Origin of the sequence: Synechococcus sp. W60.3, assembly GCF_047502615.1 — a bacterium.
In the GTDB taxonomy this organism is placed as follows: domain Bacteria; phylum Cyanobacteriota; class Cyanobacteriia; order Thermostichales; family Thermostichaceae; genus Thermostichus.
The window spans coordinates 20,321-39,271 of the sequence record NZ_JANSHJ010000015.1 but is presented as its reverse complement, the minus strand read 5'-3'; the positions used below and the strand labels follow the sequence as shown (position 1 = coordinate 39,271).

Here is an 18,951-nt window from a genome sequence, read left to right as displayed (position 1 = left end):
AGGCTTAGATAGTGATGGCTTCTTGGCGACGACTCACAAGGAGCCGGAAACTGACGGTGGTAATCAGGACCAAAATCACCAGAGCCAAAGCCCCTCCCCAGGCAAGCTTCTGCTGGTTTTCAAAGGGGACAAGGGCAAAGTTGTAGATCAACACAGCCAGCGAGGCCACTGGCTTCAACAAACCGCTGGGCCAGAGAAAGCTAAACAAAGCCGTGAAGATCAGGGGCGCCGTCTCACCTGCAGCGCGGGCAATGGCCAACGTCACCCCCGTCAGGATCACCGGCAGAGCCGCTGGCAACACCACGCGAAACACCGTCTGCACTCGCGAAGCCCCCAACGCATAGGCAGCAGCCCGCGTATCGGCCGGCACCAGGCGCAGCGCCTCTTCACAGGACAAAATGATGATAGGCAGGGTCAGCACCGATAGAGCCATCCCGCCGGCAAGGGCCGAGAAGGTTTTGGTGGAAAGCACCAGCACCCCATAGGCAAACACCCCGGCAATGATGGAGGGAACCCCCGTCAACACCTTGATAATGAAGCGCAGAAAGGAGGCCGCGGGGCTGTTTTTGCCAAACTCCGAGAGATAGATGGCTGCGAATAGACCAATGGGGAATGTGATGGAGATAGCAATCGACACCACAATAATCGTCCCCAGCACCGCATTGCCAAATCCGCCCACCTGATCGCCCGGAGGAGGGGGAAGCTGGGTCAGCGTCTGCCAGCTCAGGCGCTCGATGCCCCTGGTGAAAACGTAGTAGAGGATGAGAGCCAGCACAAAAATGGCGAAGATGCTGGAGGTAGCTGTCAGCGCTGTCATTCCTACATCCAAGAAGATGCGCTGCCAGGGCTTCGCTCTGCGCTTAAACCAATTGCCTTGCTCTACCGCCTGCACTTGCGCCGTCATGTTCCTCTACTCCCACGAAGCTGTTAGCGCAAACTTGACACGGCGTATCATCAGCTCCGCCGCAATGTTAACCACCAGAGTGATGGCTAACAGAATCAAGGCCAAATACATAAGTGCTGCAACCTGCTCGGGGCCCGCTTCCGCAAACTCGTTGGCCAATAGGGCTGGGATGTTGCTGGCAGGAGCCAGAAGCGAGATGCTAATGCCGCGGGCATTCCCAATCAGCATCGCTACTGCCATCGTCTCCCCTAGGGCGCGTCCCAAACCCAAAACCACCGCTCCCAGGAGGCCGCCAATTGCTGCCGGCAGCACGACACCAAAGATGGCTTCCCAGCGAGTGGCTCCCATCGCATAGGCAGCCGCCCGCAACTCTGGCGGAACGGACACCAGCATTTCCCTGGCGATGGCAGTAATGATGGGGATGATCATGATCCCCAAGACAACCCCCGATGTCAGCATCCCAGGCCCTACTGGTGGTGTGCTGAAAATGGGCAGCCAGTTGAAGTGCTGGAACAAAAACATCTGTACAGGGCGGAAGAAGGGGATGAAGATAAACAACCCCCAAATGCCGTAGACCACACTGGGAATGGCTGCCAGCAGCTCCACCACGATGATCAAGGCTGTGCGCAAAGGCTTGGGCAAAAAGTCCTCGCTCAAAAAGATGGAGATGCCAAAGCTTAAGGGAACGCCCACGATCAGAGCAATCAGAGAAGTTACCAGTGTGCCGTAGATCTGGGGCCAAGCACCGTAAATTTCCTCAACAGGATCCCAGGTGGTGCCCCAGAAAAAGCCCAGCCCGAACTTCCGAATGGCAGGTAGCGCCTGAATCCCAATCTCCAGGGCAATCCACAACAGTAGGAAAGCCGAGAAAAAGACGGCGATCCGCGTTGCCCAAATAAATAGCCAGTCGCGCCGGCGCTGGAAGACGGGCCGGGGCCGAAATAGAGAACTGCTCTCCGAAAAGGTAGCGGTCATCTGCTGGGTAGGGGTAGTGGTCATCTGCTGGGTAGGGGGTACAAACCTCTACGGAGTGATTTTTTCCAGGGCAGCCAGAGCTTTCTTCCGCGTTTCCTCCGGCAAAGGCACATAGCCCAGCGGCTCCGCAAAGGATTGCCCTTCGGTGAGGCCGTAGCGAAGAAACTCTTTGACAGCCTTGGAGGTTTCAGCTTTGGGGTAGGCTTGGTAAGCCAAGATCCACGTGTAGCCCACAATGGGGTAGGAGTCTTCCCCTTCGGGATCTGGGTCAACCCCCAGCAGCCGCTCGTCGAGCTTGATTCTCGCCAGCGCTGCCTGCTCCGTCTCAACTTTGGGGACGACGAACTTGCCTGCCCGGTTTTCCAGGCGAGCGAAATTTAGCTTGTTGATCTTAGCAAAGCCGTACTCCACATAGCCGATTGAGCCAGGAATCTGCTTGATTTGTTCAGAAACGCCTTCGTTACCGCGAGCTCCCACGCCAGTTGGCCAGTTCACGGAAGAGCCACGGCCCACTTTTTGCCGCCATTCGGGGCTAATGGCGCTGAGGTGGGTGGTAAAGATGTCGGTGGTGCCACTGCCATCAGAGCGGTGCACAACAGTAATCGGCAGATCTGGGAAAGTCACGCCTGGGTTAAGGCCAGCCAGCAGCGGATCGTTCCAGTTCTTGATCTTGCCCAGGAAGATATTGACCAGCGCCAGGCGAGAGAGGCGAATTTCAGGACCTACGCCGGGGACGTTATAGGCTGCCACCAATGCCCCGCCCACCATAGGCACGGCCACCATGCCCTTGGGAGGTTTGGCTTCACCCTCAATCTTGCTAATCTCCTCAGGACGCGGCACGCTATCGGTGGCGCCGAAGTCGACAGTGCGGGCCACAAATTGCTGACGGCCAGCGCCGCTCCCCACCGATTGGTAGTTGACTTGGATGTTGGGGTTTTTCTTGCCAAATTCTTGGGCCCACGTTTGGTAGAGGGGGGCCGGGAAGGTAGCTCCGGCGCCGTTGATGGTTATCGTCTTCTGCTGGGCAAACACTCGCTGCCAGCCGGCCTGACTTGCCGCAAAACCAGCAGCAACTGCCGACAAGGACTTGAGGAAAGAACGACGACCCAAGGAATGCGACATCGACATACAGAGATCTCTCCACTGAAGAGCGTGTCCTAGCCCAGGTCCAAAAGCTGCAACTGTGAAACCTAACTCCAAGAGCTCAGTCCACCGGGCCGAAGAAAGCACAGGATCTCGTTGAGACCCCAGCCCTTGCAACTCAGTCGCTAACCGGTCGCTAAGTGTAACGTAAGGTCAACCCTTTTTTGGTTAACAAGAGGTTAAATTCAGGTTATTTCTAGGTTATTTCTAGGCCCAGCAGCCGAGGTCGCGACTGTCGGGCTTAATCAGGGTAGAGACCCCAGGGGGAGGCTGGGGCTGGGCTGACATTGGTCGGGGGAATGCCTAGAATAGAAGGCTGTCAAGAGAGTGGGTGCCTTCCTCCTATGGCAAAAGATGTGCAGGTGATGCTGCGCCAGGCGGTTCCTGGGCTCGGCAAGCCGGGAGAGGTGGTGAGTGTCAGGCCGGGCTATGCCCGCAACTACCTTTTCCCGCGGCAGATGGCGGTGCGGCTTACGCCTGGACTTCTCAAGGAGCAGCAGATGCGGCGGGAGCAGGAAGCAGCCCGCAAGCTGGCTGAGAAGCAACAGGCGGAAAACTACAAAAAGGCTTTGGAGACGATTGGCCGTTTTGTCATCCGCAAGAAGGTGGGCGAAAAAGACCTGCTCTTTGGACAGGTAACTGCCAGCGATATTGCCGAGGTGGTGCTGGCTACCAGTGGCCTCGATATTGACCGCCGTAACGTCTTGCTCAATGAGGAGATTAGGAAAACTGGGGTTTACCTGGTGCAGGTGAAGTTACACCCCGAGGTTACTGCTACGCTGCGCATTCAGGTCACGCCCGAGTAAGGAATCTACTCACTTGGCCCCCTGTGCTAGGTGTGCAGCCTAGCAGCCAGAGAGTGCGGGGACAGGTTAGGTTTTTTCTATCCTGGCTGGTGGTGATTAGCGATTACGACCTGACCGGTGGGGATCGGCTTCCGCCTCAGAACATAGAAGCTGAGGAGGAGATCTTGGGCGGCATCCTCCTTGACCCTGAGGCGATGGCGCGGGTGGCGGAGCTCTTGCGGCCTGAGATGTTCTACCTCTCCGCCCACCAGGAGATCTACCGGGCTGCTCTGCAGTTGTACAGCCAGGGCCAGCCCACTGACCTGACCACTGTTTCTGCCTGGTTGGCAGATCACCAGCTCTTGGAGCGGGTGGGAGGAACGGCGGCAATTCGCCGCCTAGTGGAGCAGACGGTTAGCAGTGTCAACATTGACCAGTATGCCCGTCTGGTGGTGGACAAATACATGCGCCGCCGGCTGATTCAAGTCAGCAACACCTTGGCGCGTCTGGCCTACGACACTAGCCAGCCTCTCCCTCAGCTCCTGGATCGAGCCGAGCAAGAGGTGTTCAGCCTCACCCAGGAACGGGTGCAGCGCAGCCTTGTTCCAGCCTCGGAAGTTTTGGTAAGCATCTTCTCAGAGTTGGAGGAGAGATTCCAGAGCGGGGCTCAGATCCCTGGGATCCCGACCAAATTCATTGACCTCGACAACCTGACCCAGGGCTTGCAGCGGTCGGATTTGGTCATCCTAGCCGGCCGTCCTTCGATGGGAAAGACCAGCCTGGCTCTTAACATTGCCCAAAATGTGGCTGCCTACGTCAAGCAACCGGTGGCCATCTTCAGCCTGGAGATGTCGCGGGAGCAGCTGGTGCAGCGGCTCTTGGCCAGCGAGGCGCGCATTGATAGTAGCCGTCTGCGATCCGGGCGCATCAGCGAGAATGAGTGGCAACGCCTGGGGCAGGCGATTGGCTTTTTGTCGCAACTGCCTTTGTTTATCGACGACACGCCCAACTGCACGGTTACAGAAATTCGCTCTAAGGCGCGGCGTCTGCAGGTGGAGCAAGGAGGGACGTTGGGGTTGGTGTTGATCGACTACTTGCAGCTCATCCAGGGATCTGAGTCCGACAACCGGGTGCAGGAATTGTCGCGCATTACCCGCGGCCTCAAGGCGCTAGCCAAAGAGCTGATGGTGCCGGTGCTGGTGCTATCTCAGCTCAGCCGGGCAGTGGAGTCGCGCTCAGACAAGCGTCCGCAACTGGCAGATTTGCGGGAGTCGGGTTGTCTAGCCGGCGATACCCGCGTGAGGGACGTGGATCGCGGCAAGATCTGGCGGCTAGAGCAACTGGCAGCCCTGCCGCCTTCAGCAGAACTGCCGCGCCTGCTCAGCCTCAATGGGCGCGGGCGGCTGGTGCCCCAACAGCCAGTGAGGGTATTTTGCAGTGGGCGGCAGCCCACATGTCTTCTAAAAACCCGCCTCAACTTTTCCATTCGTGCCACTGGCAACCACCCCTTCCTAACTCGGGACGGCTGGAAAACCCTCGACGAGCTGCAACTGGAGGAGGAGGTGGCGGTGGTGGTGCAGGAGGGGTTGATCTGGGATCCCGTCGTCTTCATTAGCGAGCCGGGGGAGCCGCAACCGGTTTACGACATCGAGATGCCCCGCCACCACAACTTTGTGGCCAACGGCCTGCTGGTGCACAACAGCATCGAGCAGGATGCCGACGTGGTGATGATGATCTACCGGCCCGAGTACTACGATCCCAACACCAGCGATCGCGGAATTGCGGAGGTAATTGTTGCCAAACACCGCAATGGCCCCACGGGCACGGTGCGCCTTTTGTTTGAAAGCCAGTACACCCAGTTTCGCAACTTGGCGGATCCCTATCGGTGAGCGAAAGCCGCAGCAGAAGTAGATCGGGACTCCTTTCAAGGACAGGTCCGGGGTGCGAGGTGTTAGCCTGAGATTGCCCCCTAGGGCAGGTCGCTGTTGCTGGCTACCTCCCTCTGCCTAAAGCCATATGTTCAAAAGCCTGTTGATCGCCACCGATTGCCGCGATGGACTGCAGCGTTTTGGCAAATGCCTAGAAGAGCTTTACCTGAATGGGATTGAGCGCGTTGCTTTTGTGCATAGCGTTGCTCGGCAGGACGACGACATTGGCCTTCCCGAAGACCTCACCCCCAAAGTGCAGGCGCAACAGGCTCGCTTACAAGAGGTGTTGAGCGCCGTTCCTGCAGGGCTGGAAGTCAAAGTCTTGGTGCAGGCGGGCAAGGCGGTGGATCTGATTTTAAGAGGGATCCAAACCTGCAGCGCCGACTTGCTAATCACAGGCATGGGGATCCACAATCTGCTCACCGAAAAACTGTTTGGAAGCACCACCTTGGAGCTGCTGCCGAAGCTGACCATCCCGGTAATGGTGATGCGTCCGCAACTCATCGCCGCCTTTACTCTGGAAGAATTGCGCCTGCGCAGCCGCCACCTATTTCGCTCCCTCCTAGTGCCTTTTGACTTTGAGGAGCCCCGCCGGCAGCTCCTCAGCCGTCTTGGCCAACTGCTGCCAGGAACTTCCCAGTGTCAGGCCATTACGCTGCTCTATGTGGTGGATCCCAGCGCCCGCCGCAACCAGGGATCGCCGGCAGAAGAGCTCAAGCGCAGGGCCGAGGCCGACTTGGCCCGGTTAGTCGAACCGCTGGCCGAGCAGGTAAAACCGGTGCAGTTGCGGGCCTTGGTGCGGGTGGGATCCCCGCTTCAGGAAATCCTAGCCACCGCTGCTGAGGAGGACATGACCGCCATTGCCACCGCCTCGCCGCGGGTGGGCAGCTTCTGGGAGTGGTCGGTTCGCAGCCTCACTGGCGAGATCCTGCGGCAAAGTTGGCATCCGGTGTTGTTTTTCCCGCGCGGGTCTTTGGCCCAGTAGAGCCGCTCCATCCCCTTGCTATGCCCGACCCAACCCAAACCTTGTGGGAACTGTTCCAAGCGGTGGCCCAAGGGCAGCTCTCTGCCGAGCAAGCCCTGCAGGCCTGTCGCTTTTTGCCCTTCGAGGAGGTAGGAGACTTCGCCCATGTGGATCACCACCGTCCTTTACGCACCGGCTTTCCCGAAGCGGTGTGGGGGCCGGGCAAAACTCCTGAGCAGATTGCCCAGATCCTGGAACGGCTCCACTGGCAGGGATCCCTGGCCGTGGCCACCCGAGTGGAAGCTTCTACCTATGCTCAGATCCGCCGCTGGCTGCCCCAGGCGCAGTATTCCGCGGTGGCCCGCCTGTGCTGGATCCCGGCCCAGCAGACCCTCCGCCGTCCCGGCCAGATTAGCGTGATCTCCGCCGGCACCGCCGATGTGCCGGTGGCCGAGGAGGCCGCTCTCACCGCCGAGCTGGCTGGGTTTCAGGTCAAGCGCCTCTGGGATGTGGGAGTGGCCGGGATCCATCGCCTGCTGCACCACCGCGCCGCCCTGGAAGCCGATGTGCTGATCGTGGTGGCGGGCATGGAGGGGGCCTTGGCCAGCGTGGTGGCGGGCCTGGCCGATTGCCCGGTGATCGCCGTGCCCACCAGCATCGGCTACGGGGCCAGCTTCCAGGGCTTGGCTGCCCTGCTGACCATGCTCAACTCCTGTGCTCCTGGGGTGGGGGTAGTGAACATCGACAACGGCTTTGGGGCTGCGATTCTGGCCGGCCAGATCCTGCGCTGTGGCCAGCGGCTGGCGTCGCGATTGCCCTCGCCTGCATCCCCTGGAGAGGGAGAAGGTTAAGAAATGTAAAACAATCCTAAGCCAGACAGGCTATACTCAGGCCATGGCTAGGCCGGGATTTTGGCTGTCTCCGCTGGGAGGTTGTTTCCAAGAATTGAGGGGTGGGTTCTTTCCTCAGGTATCATTCTTGGGGCGCTCCCTAACGACCATAAAAACGACCATAAAAATGAAAGCAAATGAAAGGAGTTGTCGATTATAGGATAGCAGTCTGGGGTTGGCTGCACTGAACGAACGATTTTTTAGCCGGGGTACATGAAGCTTGCTGCTATGTCCATCGAGGCAATAAATACCGCTGTGGCTCTTGTTCAGGGGATCGTTCAGTCCTTCACTTGGACGGATCTCTTTTTGGTGGTGGCTCTGGTGTTTTTGGAAGCAGCCCTCTCTGCTGATAACGCCGTCGCCCTAGCTGCTTTGGTCAAGCATTTGCCCACCCCCCAGCAACAGAACCGGGCTTTGCGCTGGGGCATCATTGGCGCCTATGGTTTTCGCATCGCCATTGTGTTTGCAGCGGTTTGGCTGGTGGAGTATCCGCCCGCTCAGTTTCTTGGGGCCTGTTACTTGCTCTGGCTGGCCTGGCAGCATTTTCGCGGGGAAGAAGAAGGACCCGAGCAAGACATCACTCGCCAGGCCAATTTTTGGCAAACTCTGGTGATGGTAGAGCTGACGGATCTAGTCTTTTCTTTCGACAGCATCGCCGCTTCGGTGGGCGTCTCCCGCAAGGCTTGGGTGATCATCCTCGGCGGCATTCTCGGCATCACCCTGATGCGCTACATGGCCTCTTTGTTCTTGCGCTGGCTGGATGAGTTTTCCCGCCTGGAAGATGCTGCCTTTGCCATCATCGCCCTGGTGGGAAGCCTCATGCTGCTGGAGGTGTTTTTCCCCCAAATTGAGCTCCCGGAATGGGGGATGGTGCTGGCTGTGCTGCCTTTGTTTGTCTGGGGCTTTTCGCAGCGCCGCAGTCCTTCTCCTCCAGCCGTGGCCCAGCCAGATTCGACTCTGCCCAGTTCGACGGAAGGGATCCCTGCCGGCTTAGCCGCTCTTGCTGAGGTTGAGTCTGCCGCTGAGCTGGACTAAGGGAGCCCAGGGAGGAATTTCGGATCCCTGGGGCCGGTGAACGCCGGCAGGTTGTTCGGGCAACGGGAGGGCCTTGTAGACTAGTAGTGGAGGCAAGCCACCGGAGGAAGGTATCCTGATTCCGCAGTTTTGCCAGAAGTGGTGGGCAAAGTGCTGCCAGCAAGCCACTGCCACAAGCAGGGACAGCCAGCAGAAGCCGCCAGCAGGGGTAGAGAATGGTCAACCTCAGCCCCTTTCCTCTCCAGCCAAGGTAAACGATCCGATCCCTCTGGTAGAGCTGCGGCAGGTCTGCAAGCGCTTTGGGTCTACGGTGGTGCTGGATGGGATTGACCTCAAGGTGTACCGGGGCGATGCCCTAGGAGTGGTGGGGCCTTCCGGCACCGGCAAATCGACCTTGCTGCGCATTATTGCCGGCCTGACGGAGCCGGAGGCTGGCGAGGTGCTCTGGTGTGGGATCCCGCTGCCGGAAATTCAGGCCGGCCATCAGACTCCCCCCCTGCGGGTAGGCATGGTATTCCAGCAAGCGGCCCTCTTCGACTCCCTGACGGTGGAAGAAAACGTCGGTTTTTTGCTCTATGAGCACTCGCGGCTGCCGCGGGCACGCATTCGGGAGCTGGTGGCGGCCAAGCTGGAGGCGGTGGGGCTGGCGGGCAAGGAGCACAGCCTGCCGGAGGAGCTTTCTGGGGGGATGCGCAAGCGGGCCAGCTTCGCCCGCGCCATCATGGAGGATCCGTCGCTGCCCCAGGACGAGCCGCAACTGCTGCTCTACGACGAGCCCACAGCAGGCTTGGATCCCATTGCTTCCACCGTGATCGAAGATCTCATCCGGGATCTGCAGCGCGTGAAAAAAGCTTGCGAGAGCTACATTGTGGTGACCCACCAGCACAGCACCATCTACCGCGCCACCGACCGGATTGTGCTCTTGGCCCAGGGGCGGGTGCAGTGGGAGGGATCCGTGCAAGAGATCGAAACGTGCGACAACCCCTTTGTGCGGCAATTTTTCAGCGGTAGCGTAGAAGGGCCAATTCAAGTGGCAGGGCAGGTGTGATGCGTTCGCGAGCAATCCGAGAAGGGGCGGTGGGCCTGTTGATCTTGGCGGGGGCACTGGGCTTTGCCGGGCTGTTTTTGTGGATCTACAACTTGCGCTTCGGCAGCCGCGGCTTTCGGTTCACCGTCACCTATCCCAATGTGGCCGGCCTGGCGGAAGGCTCCAGCGTGCGGCTGCGGGGAGTAGCTGTGGGCCGGGTGGAGCGCATCCTGCCCCAGGCAGCCCAGGTGGAGGTGCAGGTGGCTATCGACCAGCCGCTGGTCATTCCGCGCGACGCCCTGTTTGTTACCACCCAGACGGGGCTGGTGGGGGAGACGGTGATGGACATCCTGCCCCAGGGGAGGGGTCAGGCGGCAACGGGATCCCCTCTGGCAGCGGATTGCGACAGCAGTCAAATCATCTGCAATGGAGATGTGGTGGAGGGAACCCCTGGAGTGGATTTTGGCCAGTTATTGATCCGGCTGGATCAGTTGCTCACACGGATCAACGACGATGAGCTCTTCGACACCCTTAACACCACTCTGGAGGGGATCACCCGCGTTGCCAATAGCGTGGCCGATCTCTCAAAAACCGTGGAAGAGCGAGTAGCTGCCCTGCGCACCGAAGATCTGGACTTGTCGCAATTTACCTCGGCTGCTGTGGCTATCCAAGACGCGGCTGGAGCTGTGAGGGAAACGGCCCGCAGTTTTCAAGCGGCTGCCGATCGGTTCACCGTTCTGGTGGAACAGAACCGCACCTCCCTCCAGGCTGCCCTGGAAAACATCCAGCAGGTGAGCGCTGATCTGCAAGCCATGTCGAGCGCGGTTCGCCCGCTGCTTACCGATCCGCAACTGCAGGCGGATGTGCGCCAGATCCTGGCCGAGGTGCGAGCGGCGGCGGAGAACGTGTCCCAAGCTACCGACGATCTGCGGCAGCTTGCCGCCAGCCTCAACGATCCGGGCACTTTAGCTACTCTGCGCCAAACCCTCGATTCCGCCCGCATCACCTTTCAGAATATGCAAAAAATTACCGCCGACATCGACGAGCTGACCGGGGATCCCCAGTTTCGCCGCGCCCTGCGAGAGCTGGTGTTGGGGCTGAGCAACTTGGTTTCCAGTGTGCCCGGAGAAGATGGGATCCAGCCCGCGGTGGCCGAAGGGTATCACTTTCGTTTTGCGCCCGTCTCTTTTGCCCAGGGGATTGTCTCTGGATCCCAAGGATGGCAGCCGCAGACTTCCCCATAAGTTGGCTGCCTTTCCCCTCTCTCTAGCGGGAGTCTGGGATCCCTGAGATGACCCGCTGAGGTAACAACGGCGGCCAAAGCCGTTGAAGGGATCCCCAACCTGGGGTAGGCTTTGCGGATAAGGTGCTGTGCCTACGGCACCCCCTATGGCTACGCAACGCTGGCGCGACTGAGGTTGAGGTGTGAGGAATGTGCGGCATTGTCGGCTATGTGGGCTTTCAGTGGGCAGCTCCCATCCTCTTGGAGGGCCTGCGCACCCTGGAGTATCGCGGCTACGATTCCGCCGGCATTGCCACCGTGGATCCAGAAGAGGGCTTGAGGATTGTGCGGGCCACCGGCAAGCTGCACAACCTGCTGGTGAAGCTCACGGCCAACATGCCCACGGCCAAGGTGGGGATTGGCCACACCCGCTGGGCCACCCACGGCGGTATCAGCGAAGAAAATGCCCACCCCCACTGCGACGCGCGCGGGCGCATCGTGGTCATCCAAAACGGCATTGTGGAGAACTACCTGGAGCTGAAGGAGCACCTGCTGCAGCGCGGGATCCCTTTTCGCTCCCAAACCGATACCGAGGTGATCGCCCACCTGCTGGGCCTGTACACGGAGGAGCTGGGCTGCTTTGAGGCAGCTTTTGCCAAAGTCATGGGACAACTGCGGGGAGGCAATGCCGTGGTGGCCTTGGATCGGGAGGCGCCGGATCGTCTGATTGCCGCCCGCCTGGGCAATGCCGGGGCTGTGGTGATTGGCGAAGGGGAAGGGGAAAATTTTGTGGCCTCGGATCTGCCCGCCATCGTCCGCCACACCCGCAGGGTGGTGTTTCTGGAAGATGGGGAGATGGCCATCCTCACCGACTCCAGCGTGCGCTACCTGCGCATTACCGGCGAAGAGCTGCGCAAGACTCCCATCACCGTAGCCTGGGATCCCGTCTCGGCGGCCAAGGGGGGCTACAAGCACTTCATGCAAAAGGAGATCTACGAGCAGCCGCGCACCACCACCGATACGCTGCGGGGGCGGGTGGATCTGGAAGGGGGGCGGGTGACGCTGGAGGGGCTGGCGCTAACAGAAGCGCAACTGGCCCAGATAGAGCAGATCCACGCCGTGGCCTGCGGCACCGCCTGGCACGCCTGCCTGGTGCTCAAGTATTTCATCGAGAGCCTGGCCCGCATCCCGGTGCAGGTGGACTATGCTTCCGAGTTTCGCTACCGCCAGCCGGTGCTGCGCCCCCACAGCCTGCTGGTGGCCCTCACCCAGTCCGGTGAGACGGTGGATACGCTGGCGGCCATGAGCGAGGCCCGCACTCAGGGGATCCCCACCCTGGCCATCGTCAACGCCATCGGATCCCAGGCCACTCGTCTGGCGGATGCCGGGGTGATCTACATCCACGCCGGGCCGGAGATCGCCGTCGCCTCCACCAAGGTGTTTACCGGCATGCTGGTGGCAGGATACCTGCTGGCCCTGCAACTGGCCCAGGCCAAAGGGATCCTCAGCCCGGCCCAGATCCGATCCCACCTGCAAGCTTTAATCGAGCTGCCGGGCAAGATCAGCCTGTTGTTGAAAGACGCCGCCCTCTACGAGCAGTTGGCGGAGCAGTACCACCACGTCACCGACATGCTCTACCTGGGCCGCTGGGTCAACGCCCCCATAGCCCTGGAGGGGGCCTTAAAAATGAAAGAGGTCAGCTACATCCACGCCGAGGGCTACCCAGCAGGGGAGATGAAGCATGGCCCCATTGCCCTCATCGACGAGCGCATGCCGGTGGTGTGTATTGCCACCCGCGATCCCGTCTACGAAAAAATGCTCTCCAACATCGAGCAGGTGCGGGCGCGGGGCGGGCGAGTCATTGCCCTGATCAATCCGGAAGATACCCAGGTCCGGGAAAAAGCCGACCACGTCATCGAGGTGCCCAGCACCACACCTCTGCTGTCGGCGGTTTTGAACGTCATCCCCCTGCAGCTGTTTGCCTACGCCATGGCGCTGCGCCGCGGGGCCGATGTGGATCAGCCCCGCAACCTGGCCAAGTCGGTAACCGTCGAGTAGCGTCTGCCAACCTTGTCACCGCCGGCCTCTGGCTTTTGCAAAATCGGGCAGATCACGTCCTCCTGGGCCGTCGGTTCCGCTGGGATCCGCCAATCGGAAAGGAGGCTTTCAATTTGGCCTTTTAGAGTTTGCAATTCGGCCATGCGCTCTTCGATTTGCCACAGCTTCTCCTGCAGGTGTTGGCGGATTTCTGGGCAGGGCTGCTCCCCCCGGTCGTACAACTGCAGGATCTGGCGAATTTCCTCCAAGCTCAGGCCCAGGCTTTGGCAGCGGCGAATGAAAGCCAGCCGCCCCAGCACTGCCGGATGGAAGAGGCGATAGCTGGACTCCGACCGCTGCACCGTTGGCTTCAGCAGGCCCAGCGACTCGTAGTAGCGCACCGTGCGCACCGGCAACCCCGCCGCCGCCGCCACCTGGCTAATTCTCAAGCTGCCCAATGCGCCATCGGCAACTGCAGGACTGAACATAGCACCACCAGCTCCCCAAGAGCTTCAGCTTAACAAAGCCAGCCCCGCAGCCGGATCCCCTGCCAAGAAAAGCGGGGATCCCTCAGCTTTTGTGGCCCATCTCGGCGGCTTGGATCAAGGCCCTGGCCCGCTGTTGATCCAACTTGGCCTGCAGGCGCTCTTGCTTGTCGCTGCTGGTGTTCAAAACTTGGCTCGCTTTGTCCAAGAGGGCCTGAGCTGCGGCCTTATCCACTTTTTCTCCCCGCTCGGCGCGGTTGACCAGAACGGTTACCTCGTTATTTTCCACTTCCGCAAACCCGCCCATCACGGCAATGGCCGACCACTTGCCACCGGCCTTGACCCGCATCACGCCGTTGCCGATGGCCGTCAAGAGAGGGGCGTGGTTGGTGAGGATGCCCAACTGACCTGAGGTAGCCGGGAGGATCACTTCCTCGGCGGGGGCATCCCAAACCGTGCGGTCGGGGGTGATCACGCGAACCATCAGCGTCACAGCAGGTCTCCTGAAGGGTTGAGCTTGGCACTTCTATCCTACCGGATCGCGGTTGCTCTCGGTTCTGCCCCTCTGCGTGGCGAGACTTAACCTGAGCATAACCTCTCCTTTACTTCCGTCGAAGAGGCAAGCGGTAAGGTGTTGTCGGGAACACTTGTCCTCTACCCCAACTCAGCCGCGAAGCCAACCCCATGCTGTTATTGGTAGGGGAAAGCCCAACGACCAGTGTGCCCAGTTTGCCCTAGCGGAGCTAGCCTATGCCTGAAACGATGCCCGGCCATTTTGCTGCCGGCCTGCCTACACGGGAGCGGCAATTGCTAGAAGACCTCTACCGAGGCCGCAGTTTATCTCCCTACAGTCCCGGCCAGGTCATCCCTTTGTTTCCCGAGGAGTGGGTGATCGTCTGTCGGGGTGTGGTGCAATTGACTACCCTCTATCCCAATGGCGGCGAGGCGCTGTTGGGATTTGCTGGCCCCTCCATGCCCCTGGGATCCCCGCTGACAATGTTGGATCCCTACCAAGCCAAGGCGTTGACGGCGGTTGACGTGTTGCGGCTGCCGGCAGCCGAGGTGGAAGCCTCAGCAACCCTGAGCCAGGGGCTGCTCAAGCAGTTGGTGCGGCGGTTGCGCCAAACCGAAGCGCTGCTGGCCTTGGCCGGGCGGCGGCGGGTGGAGGATCGGCTGCGCCAGTTGCTCTCCCTATTGGCGGTGGAGTTGGGATCCCCAATGGCGACGGGGGTGCGCCTGCAGGTGCGCCTCACCCACCAAGACTTGGCCAATGCCATCGGCACTACCCGCGTCACCATCACCCGTCTTTTGAACCGTTTCCGCCAGCAGGGCTGGATCGCGGTGGACAAAAACCGCCATCTCATCATCAAGCTGGCCCAAACGCCCTGACGGCTTTAAGCCTGGCGTTGGAGCTGTTGGAGGAGCCAGTTGGCGGCGGCGGTGTTGGTCTCGCTGGCCAGGCGTTCCAGCGCCTGCTCAAGCAGAGCTATCTGCAGGCCCGCCAGCACCTCTGACTGGGCAATGGCCCGATAGCGCCTGTCCTTGGCCAGGGCAAAGGCAAAAACGCGCCGCCCCTTGACATCGATGACCCAGTACTCAGGAATGCCCAGGCTGGCGTAGAGCTGCTTTTGCTCGTCTAGGTCAAGAGCCAGGGTGGTGTCGGCAATTTCGCCCACCAGGTCGGGAGGTCTTTGGAAACGCAAATCAATCCGCCGCGGCTCGCTGGCTTGGTATTTGGGGATGTTCTCCCCTTTGTAGAGCACTAGGTCAGGGGCGCAGGCGTGGGTTTCTGGGTACTCAATCAGACAGCGACCATAGGACTGCAGCGGCACATCCGGGTGCAAAAAGGCCCAAAACCCGAAAATGATGGTGATGAAATCGCTGACGGAGGCGTGTTCCGGCCCTTCTTTGCCCATGTTGACCCACAACCAACCCCGATGAAAGGAGAGTTTTTGCCACTCCAGGTCAGGATGGCTGCGAATGGCCACATAGTCCTGCCAAGTGGCGTCGTGCCGCTCGAGGATGGGGGAAGTCGAGGTCTTGAGAGAGATTACAGTCATAGTCCATCCTGAAGCTGGGAATCTTAAGCCTGGCGTTGGAGCTGTTGGAGGAGCCAGTTGGCGGCAGCAGTGTTGGTCTGGCTGGCCAGGCGTTCCAGAGCCTGTTCAAGCAGGGCTATCGGCAAGCCTGCCAGCACCTGTGACTGGGCAATGGCCCGATAGCGCCTGTCCTTGGCCAGGGCAAAGGCAAAAACGCGCCGCCCCTTGACATCGATGACCCAGTACTCAGGAATGCCCAGGCTGGCGTAGAGCTGCTTTTGCTCGTCTAGGTCAAGAGCCAGGGTGGTGTCGGCAATTTCGCCCACCAGGTCGGGAGGTCTTTGGAAACGCAAATCAATCCGCCGCGGCTCGCTGGCTTGGTATTTGGGGATGTTCTCCCCTTTGTAGAGCACTAGGTCAGGGGCGCAGGCGTGGGTTTCTGGGTACTCAATCAGACAGCGACCATAGGACTGCAGCGGCACATCCGGGTGCAAAAAGGCCCAAAACCCGAAAATGATGGTGATGAAATCGCTGACGGAGGCGTGTTCCGGCCCTTCTTTGCCCATGTTGACCCACAACCAACCCCGATGAAAGGAGAGTTTTTGCCACTCCAGGTCAGGATGGCTGCGAATGGCCACATAGTCCTGCCAAGTGGCGTCGTGCCGCTCAAGGACAGGGGGGGTGGCTGGCTTTGAGGCAAGAACCATCGCTCTTCCCTCAGGGGGTTTCCCTCAAGCCTATCATCAGCCCTCGAGAAGTCGCTCCTCCCGCTCCAGAGAAGCAGGCTAGGGCCGGCCAGAAGCCTCAAAAGGTCAGGAAACCTGCCGGGATCCCTAGACCGACAGCGGGGCTTTGCGCCAGGCCTGGGGCTGTTGGAACTTGTGCAGATCTCGGATCAGCCGCACCCAGCCGTCGGCCATCGACTCGACCAGGAGCTTGCCTTTTTCGGGCGTGGCGGCGGTGGCATCCCCCAGGACGCCGCTCCGGCTGAGGTCGCGGGTTGTCCAGGCAAACGAGATCCGCCCTTCCAGGCTGAGCAAGCTATCTTGCGGCAGATCCGAGGGGTACTCGCAGACCAAGCGGTCGGTGCGCACCGTCTCGGGCAACAGGTACATCAACATGCTGGTCTCGCCGTCTCCGGCGTGAATGCCCAATTCCTGCTCTTTTGCGGTCATCAGCTCCTGGCCTTGGTGGGGAACGCGCCAGACGGACACCGGGAAGAGCAGGAAATCTTCGTACTTCTGGTGCAGGTCGCGGGCCACAATCTGCAGCACCTCGGGCTGGCCGCCGTGGGAGTTGAGGAACACCAGCTTGCGAAACCCAGCCCGGTAAATGCTTTCGGCCACTTCGGTCAACACCGCCATCAGGGTTTGCGCCGAGAGGGTGATGGTGCCGGGGAAATGCCAGTGCTCGTTGGCCTTGCCGTAGCACTGGGTGGGCAGGACATAGGCCGGGATCTCCGGCTCTAGTTTTTCCATGGCCCGCCCGATGATTGCCGTGCCGATGCAGGCATCTACCACCAGGGGCAAATGGGGACCGTGCTGCTCGATTGAGGCCACCGGCTGGATGATGACTACGTTCTCTTTGTCGGGCATGGCCTGGATCTCCGTCCAGGTCAGGTAGGGAAAGAAACGGTGGGGCGGGATAAAGGTGTGCATCATGGCGGGATCCGGTTTCCAGGAATTTGGAGGAGCCTTGCCTGCAAGACTAGCACCATGGGCAATCTGGGATCCCCTCGCAGAACCTGAGAAGGCATCCCTTAAGATCAGGTGTAGTTGGTCTCAACTTTCCTAAGCGGAAGCCAGCCGTTCCATGACCCTGTGGCCCTGTCTGCCCGCTCAATGTGGCTCTGGTGAGGATCTCCCCATTAGGGGACGTCCTCTGCCTGCTGGGAGGACGGAAGTAGGGAGTGTCCTCACCTCACCCCGCCCCATCCTAGCCTTGCCGGGGTCGCAGGCCACCCTCTACGTGGAGCTGATTCAGGTTTCTCTTCACAATCTTGAGGCGGGATCCCCAGCTCTGCTTTGGGTGCGACCCCTGTTGCTCAAGCAGGGATCCCAAGTTTGGAACCTGCGATCCACCTCGGATTTGCTCTGGCCGGCTGCCGGCTTTGTCCCGGCCTACGCCGAGGAGGTGCTGCCGCTGCTGGAGCAGGCCGGGGATCCCCTGCCCCAGGAGGCCCGCCAGCGGCTGCAAGCCTTTTTGCAGCAGGTCTGCCAGGGCTAGGACTCCGTCCCGCTATTGCCAAGGGCCAAGCTCTGCAGAGCCGATTCCAGCCGCGCCAGCGCCTCGTCAATTTCCGCAGGCGTGACGATCAAGGGGGGCACCAAGCGCACCACCTGGGATCCCGCCGGCACCAGCAACAGCCCTCGCTCCAGGGCCGCCCTGACCACCTCAGCCGCCGGGATCCGCATCACCAGGCCCTGGATCAGGCCCCAGCCGCGCACCTCCTGCACAAGCTGCGGGAACTGCTTGGCCAAGCGAGATAGACCCTGGCGCAGATGGGCTCCTGTCTGCTGGGCATTCCAAACCAGGCTCTCGACCATCAGGGTGTGGCAGACCGCCAGGCCAACCGCACAGGCCAGGGGGTTGCCGCCGAAGGTGCTGGCGTGATCCCCCGGCTGGAACACGGCGCAAAAGTCTTTGGCCAGGAGGGCGCCAATTGGGATCCCGCCCGCCAGGCCCTTGGCCAGGGTAAACACATCCGGCTCTATCCCCAGGTTGCAGTAGCCCCAGAGCCTGCCGGTGCGGCCCAGCCCCACCTGTACCTCGTCCAACATCAGCAAGATGCCCCGCTCGCTACAGACCCGGCGCAGCCACTGAAAGTAGGCGGGATCCCCGGGCACAACCCCTCCTTCTCCCTGCAGCGGCTCCAGCAGCACGGCACACACCCGCTCGCCCCAACGCTCCAGCACTGCCGCCGTACCCTCGATATCGTTGTAGGGAACGTAGTCGAAGCCGGGCACCAGCGGGGCAAAGTCTTTTTGGTATTTCGGCTGGCCGGTAGCGGTGAGGGCAGCCAGGGTGCGTCCATGAAAGCTAGCCTGGGCGGTGAGGATCACCGGATCTTGGATCCCGCGCACCGTATGGGCATATTTGCGGGCCAGCTTGATGGCGCCTTCGTTGGCCTCTGCCCCTGAGTTGCAGAAAAAAACCTTATCGGCACAGGAGTGCTGGGTCAGCCATTGGGCCAGTTGCGCCTGGGGCCGGTTGTAGTAGAGGTTGGAAACATGGTGCAACTGTTGCGCTTGCTGAGTCAGCGCCTGGATCCAAGCGGGGTGGGCATGGCCCAGCGTGCAGGTGGCAATGCCAGCCACAAAATCCAGGTACTCGCGCCCTTCTTCGTCCCAAACCCGGCAGCCTTCCCCCCGCACCAGGGTCAAAGGATAGCGAGCGTAGGTGGACATCACATGCCGGTCGAACAGCTCGGCGGTTGTCCCGGAGCCCAAGTCGACAAGAGAAGCGCTTAGCGGCGGCATGGCAGAGGGAGAATGGACAATGTCTCGAGTGTATCACT

General features: G+C 60.5%; 19 protein-coding genes. 10 read left to right on the top strand and 9 right to left on the bottom strand.

Going from position 1 to position 18,951, the window contains the following annotated elements; genetic code table 11:
* Positions 1-4: 4 nt before the first annotated feature.
* From pstA to pstS, 3 genes are read right to left on the bottom strand one after another with little or no spacing between them, the layout of a single operon-like run.
* Positions 5-904 (bottom strand): phosphate ABC transporter permease PstA, encoded by a 900-nt coding sequence (gene pstA / locus NW846_RS07060; protein ID WP_414346615.1) that lies wholly within the window; start codon positions 902-904, stop codon positions 5-7.
* Between the two features lie 6 nt (positions 905-910).
* A complete protein-coding gene (gene pstC, locus NW846_RS07055; RefSeq protein ID WP_414346617.1) occupies positions 911-1,903 on the bottom strand; it encodes a phosphate ABC transporter permease subunit PstC in 993 nt (330 codons plus the stop codon).
* Between the two features lie 24 nt (positions 1,904-1,927).
* Entirely contained in the window at positions 1,928-3,001 is a 1,074-nt protein-coding gene (gene pstS / locus NW846_RS07050) for a phosphate ABC transporter substrate-binding protein PstS (RefSeq protein ID WP_414346618.1), read from the bottom strand.
* A gap of 365 nt (positions 3,002-3,366) precedes the next feature.
* On the opposite strand from pstS, the gene rplI reads away from it, so the two are divergent.
* The 8 genes from rplI (at position 3,367) to glmS (ending at position 12,931) form a co-directional block, all read left to right on the top strand.
* Positions 3,367-3,828: a 50S ribosomal protein L9 gene (gene rplI, locus NW846_RS07045; RefSeq protein WP_414346619.1), complete on the top strand. Its 462-nt coding sequence runs from the start codon at positions 3,367-3,369 to the stop codon at positions 3,826-3,828.
* Between the two features lie 110 nt (positions 3,829-3,938).
* A complete protein-coding gene (gene dnaB, locus NW846_RS07040; protein ID WP_414346624.1) occupies positions 3,939-5,696 on the top strand; it encodes a replicative DNA helicase in 1,758 nt (585 codons plus the stop codon).
* Positions 5,697-5,823: 127 nt separating this feature from the next.
* Positions 5,824-6,720 carry a universal stress protein gene (locus NW846_RS07035; protein WP_414346621.1) on the top strand — a complete coding sequence of 299 codons (897 nt, stop codon included), beginning with the start codon at positions 5,824-5,826 and terminating at the stop codon, positions 6,718-6,720.
* A 20-nt stretch (positions 6,721-6,740) separates the two neighbouring features.
* Entirely contained in the window at positions 6,741-7,550 is an 810-nt protein-coding gene (gene larB / locus NW846_RS07030; protein WP_011430390.1) for a nickel pincer cofactor biosynthesis protein LarB, read from the top strand.
* Between the two features lie 252 nt (positions 7,551-7,802).
* Positions 7,803-8,624, top strand: a complete 822-nt coding sequence (locus tag NW846_RS07025; protein WP_228375215.1) for a TerC family protein — start codon at positions 7,803-7,805, stop codon at positions 8,622-8,624.
* Between the two features lie 310 nt (positions 8,625-8,934).
* Positions 8,935-9,672 (top strand): ABC transporter ATP-binding protein, encoded by a 738-nt coding sequence (locus NW846_RS07020; RefSeq protein ID WP_240527653.1) that lies wholly within the window; start codon positions 8,935-8,937, stop codon positions 9,670-9,672.
* Entirely contained in the window at positions 9,672-10,895 is a 1,224-nt protein-coding gene (locus tag NW846_RS07015; protein WP_414515635.1) for an MlaD family protein, read from the top strand. The genes NW846_RS07020 and NW846_RS07015 overlap by 1 nt, the downstream gene beginning before the upstream one ends.
* Positions 10,896-11,083: 188 nt before the next feature.
* On the top strand, positions 11,084-12,931 hold the full coding sequence (gene glmS / locus NW846_RS07010; protein ID WP_099835917.1) for a glutamine--fructose-6-phosphate transaminase (isomerizing): 1,848 nt from the start codon (positions 11,084-11,086) through the stop codon (positions 12,929-12,931).
* Here glmS and NW846_RS07005 read toward each other — a convergent pair.
* Both NW846_RS07005 and atpC read right to left on the bottom strand, forming a co-directional pair.
* Positions 12,892-13,398, bottom strand: coding sequence for a heavy metal-responsive transcriptional regulator (locus tag NW846_RS07005; RefSeq protein ID WP_206336901.1), 507 nt, complete (start codon positions 13,396-13,398; stop codon positions 12,892-12,894). The two genes, glmS and NW846_RS07005, sit on opposite strands and share 40 nt — an antisense overlap.
* A gap of 82 nt (positions 13,399-13,480) precedes the next feature.
* Positions 13,481-13,888 carry an ATP synthase F1 subunit epsilon gene (gene atpC / locus NW846_RS07000; protein WP_011430385.1) on the bottom strand — a complete coding sequence of 136 codons (408 nt, stop codon included), beginning with the start codon at positions 13,886-13,888 and terminating at the stop codon, positions 13,481-13,483.
* Between the two features lie 257 nt (positions 13,889-14,145).
* Here atpC and NW846_RS06995 point away from each other — a divergent pair, with 257 nt between their 5' ends.
* Entirely contained in the window at positions 14,146-14,784 is a 639-nt protein-coding gene (locus NW846_RS06995) for a Crp/Fnr family transcriptional regulator (RefSeq protein ID WP_011430384.1), read from the top strand.
* Positions 14,785-14,789: 5 nt separating this feature from the next.
* On the opposite strand, the gene NW846_RS06990 is transcribed toward NW846_RS06995, so the two are convergent.
* The 3 genes from NW846_RS06990 to NW846_RS06980 all read right to left on the bottom strand — a co-directional run bounded on the left by NW846_RS06990 (position 14,790) and on the right by NW846_RS06980 (position 17,092).
* A complete protein-coding gene (locus NW846_RS06990) occupies positions 14,790-15,455 on the bottom strand; it encodes a Uma2 family endonuclease (RefSeq protein ID WP_414515633.1) in 666 nt (221 codons plus the stop codon).
* A 23-nt stretch (positions 15,456-15,478) separates the two neighbouring features.
* Positions 15,479-16,141 carry a Uma2 family endonuclease gene (locus NW846_RS06985; RefSeq protein WP_414515631.1) on the bottom strand — a complete coding sequence of 221 codons (663 nt, stop codon included), beginning with the start codon at positions 16,139-16,141 and terminating at the stop codon, positions 15,479-15,481.
* Positions 16,142-16,267: 126 nt separating this feature from the next.
* Positions 16,268-17,092 (bottom strand): creatininase family protein, encoded by an 825-nt coding sequence (locus NW846_RS06980; RefSeq protein WP_011430381.1) that lies wholly within the window; start codon positions 17,090-17,092, stop codon positions 16,268-16,270.
* 154 nt (positions 17,093-17,246) lie between these two features.
* Here NW846_RS06980 and NW846_RS06975 point away from each other — a divergent pair, with 154 nt between their 5' ends.
* A complete protein-coding gene (locus tag NW846_RS06975) occupies positions 17,247-17,660 on the top strand; it encodes a hypothetical protein (protein ID WP_011430380.1) in 414 nt (137 codons plus the stop codon).
* Here the strand turns inward: NW846_RS06975 and NW846_RS06970 are convergent.
* Complete coding sequence (locus NW846_RS06970; protein ID WP_099812087.1) at positions 17,657-18,913, bottom strand: aspartate aminotransferase family protein; 1,257 nt, start codon at positions 18,911-18,913, stop codon at positions 17,657-17,659. The genes NW846_RS06975 and NW846_RS06970 overlap by 4 nt on opposite strands.
* Positions 18,914-18,951: the final 38 nt, after the last annotated feature.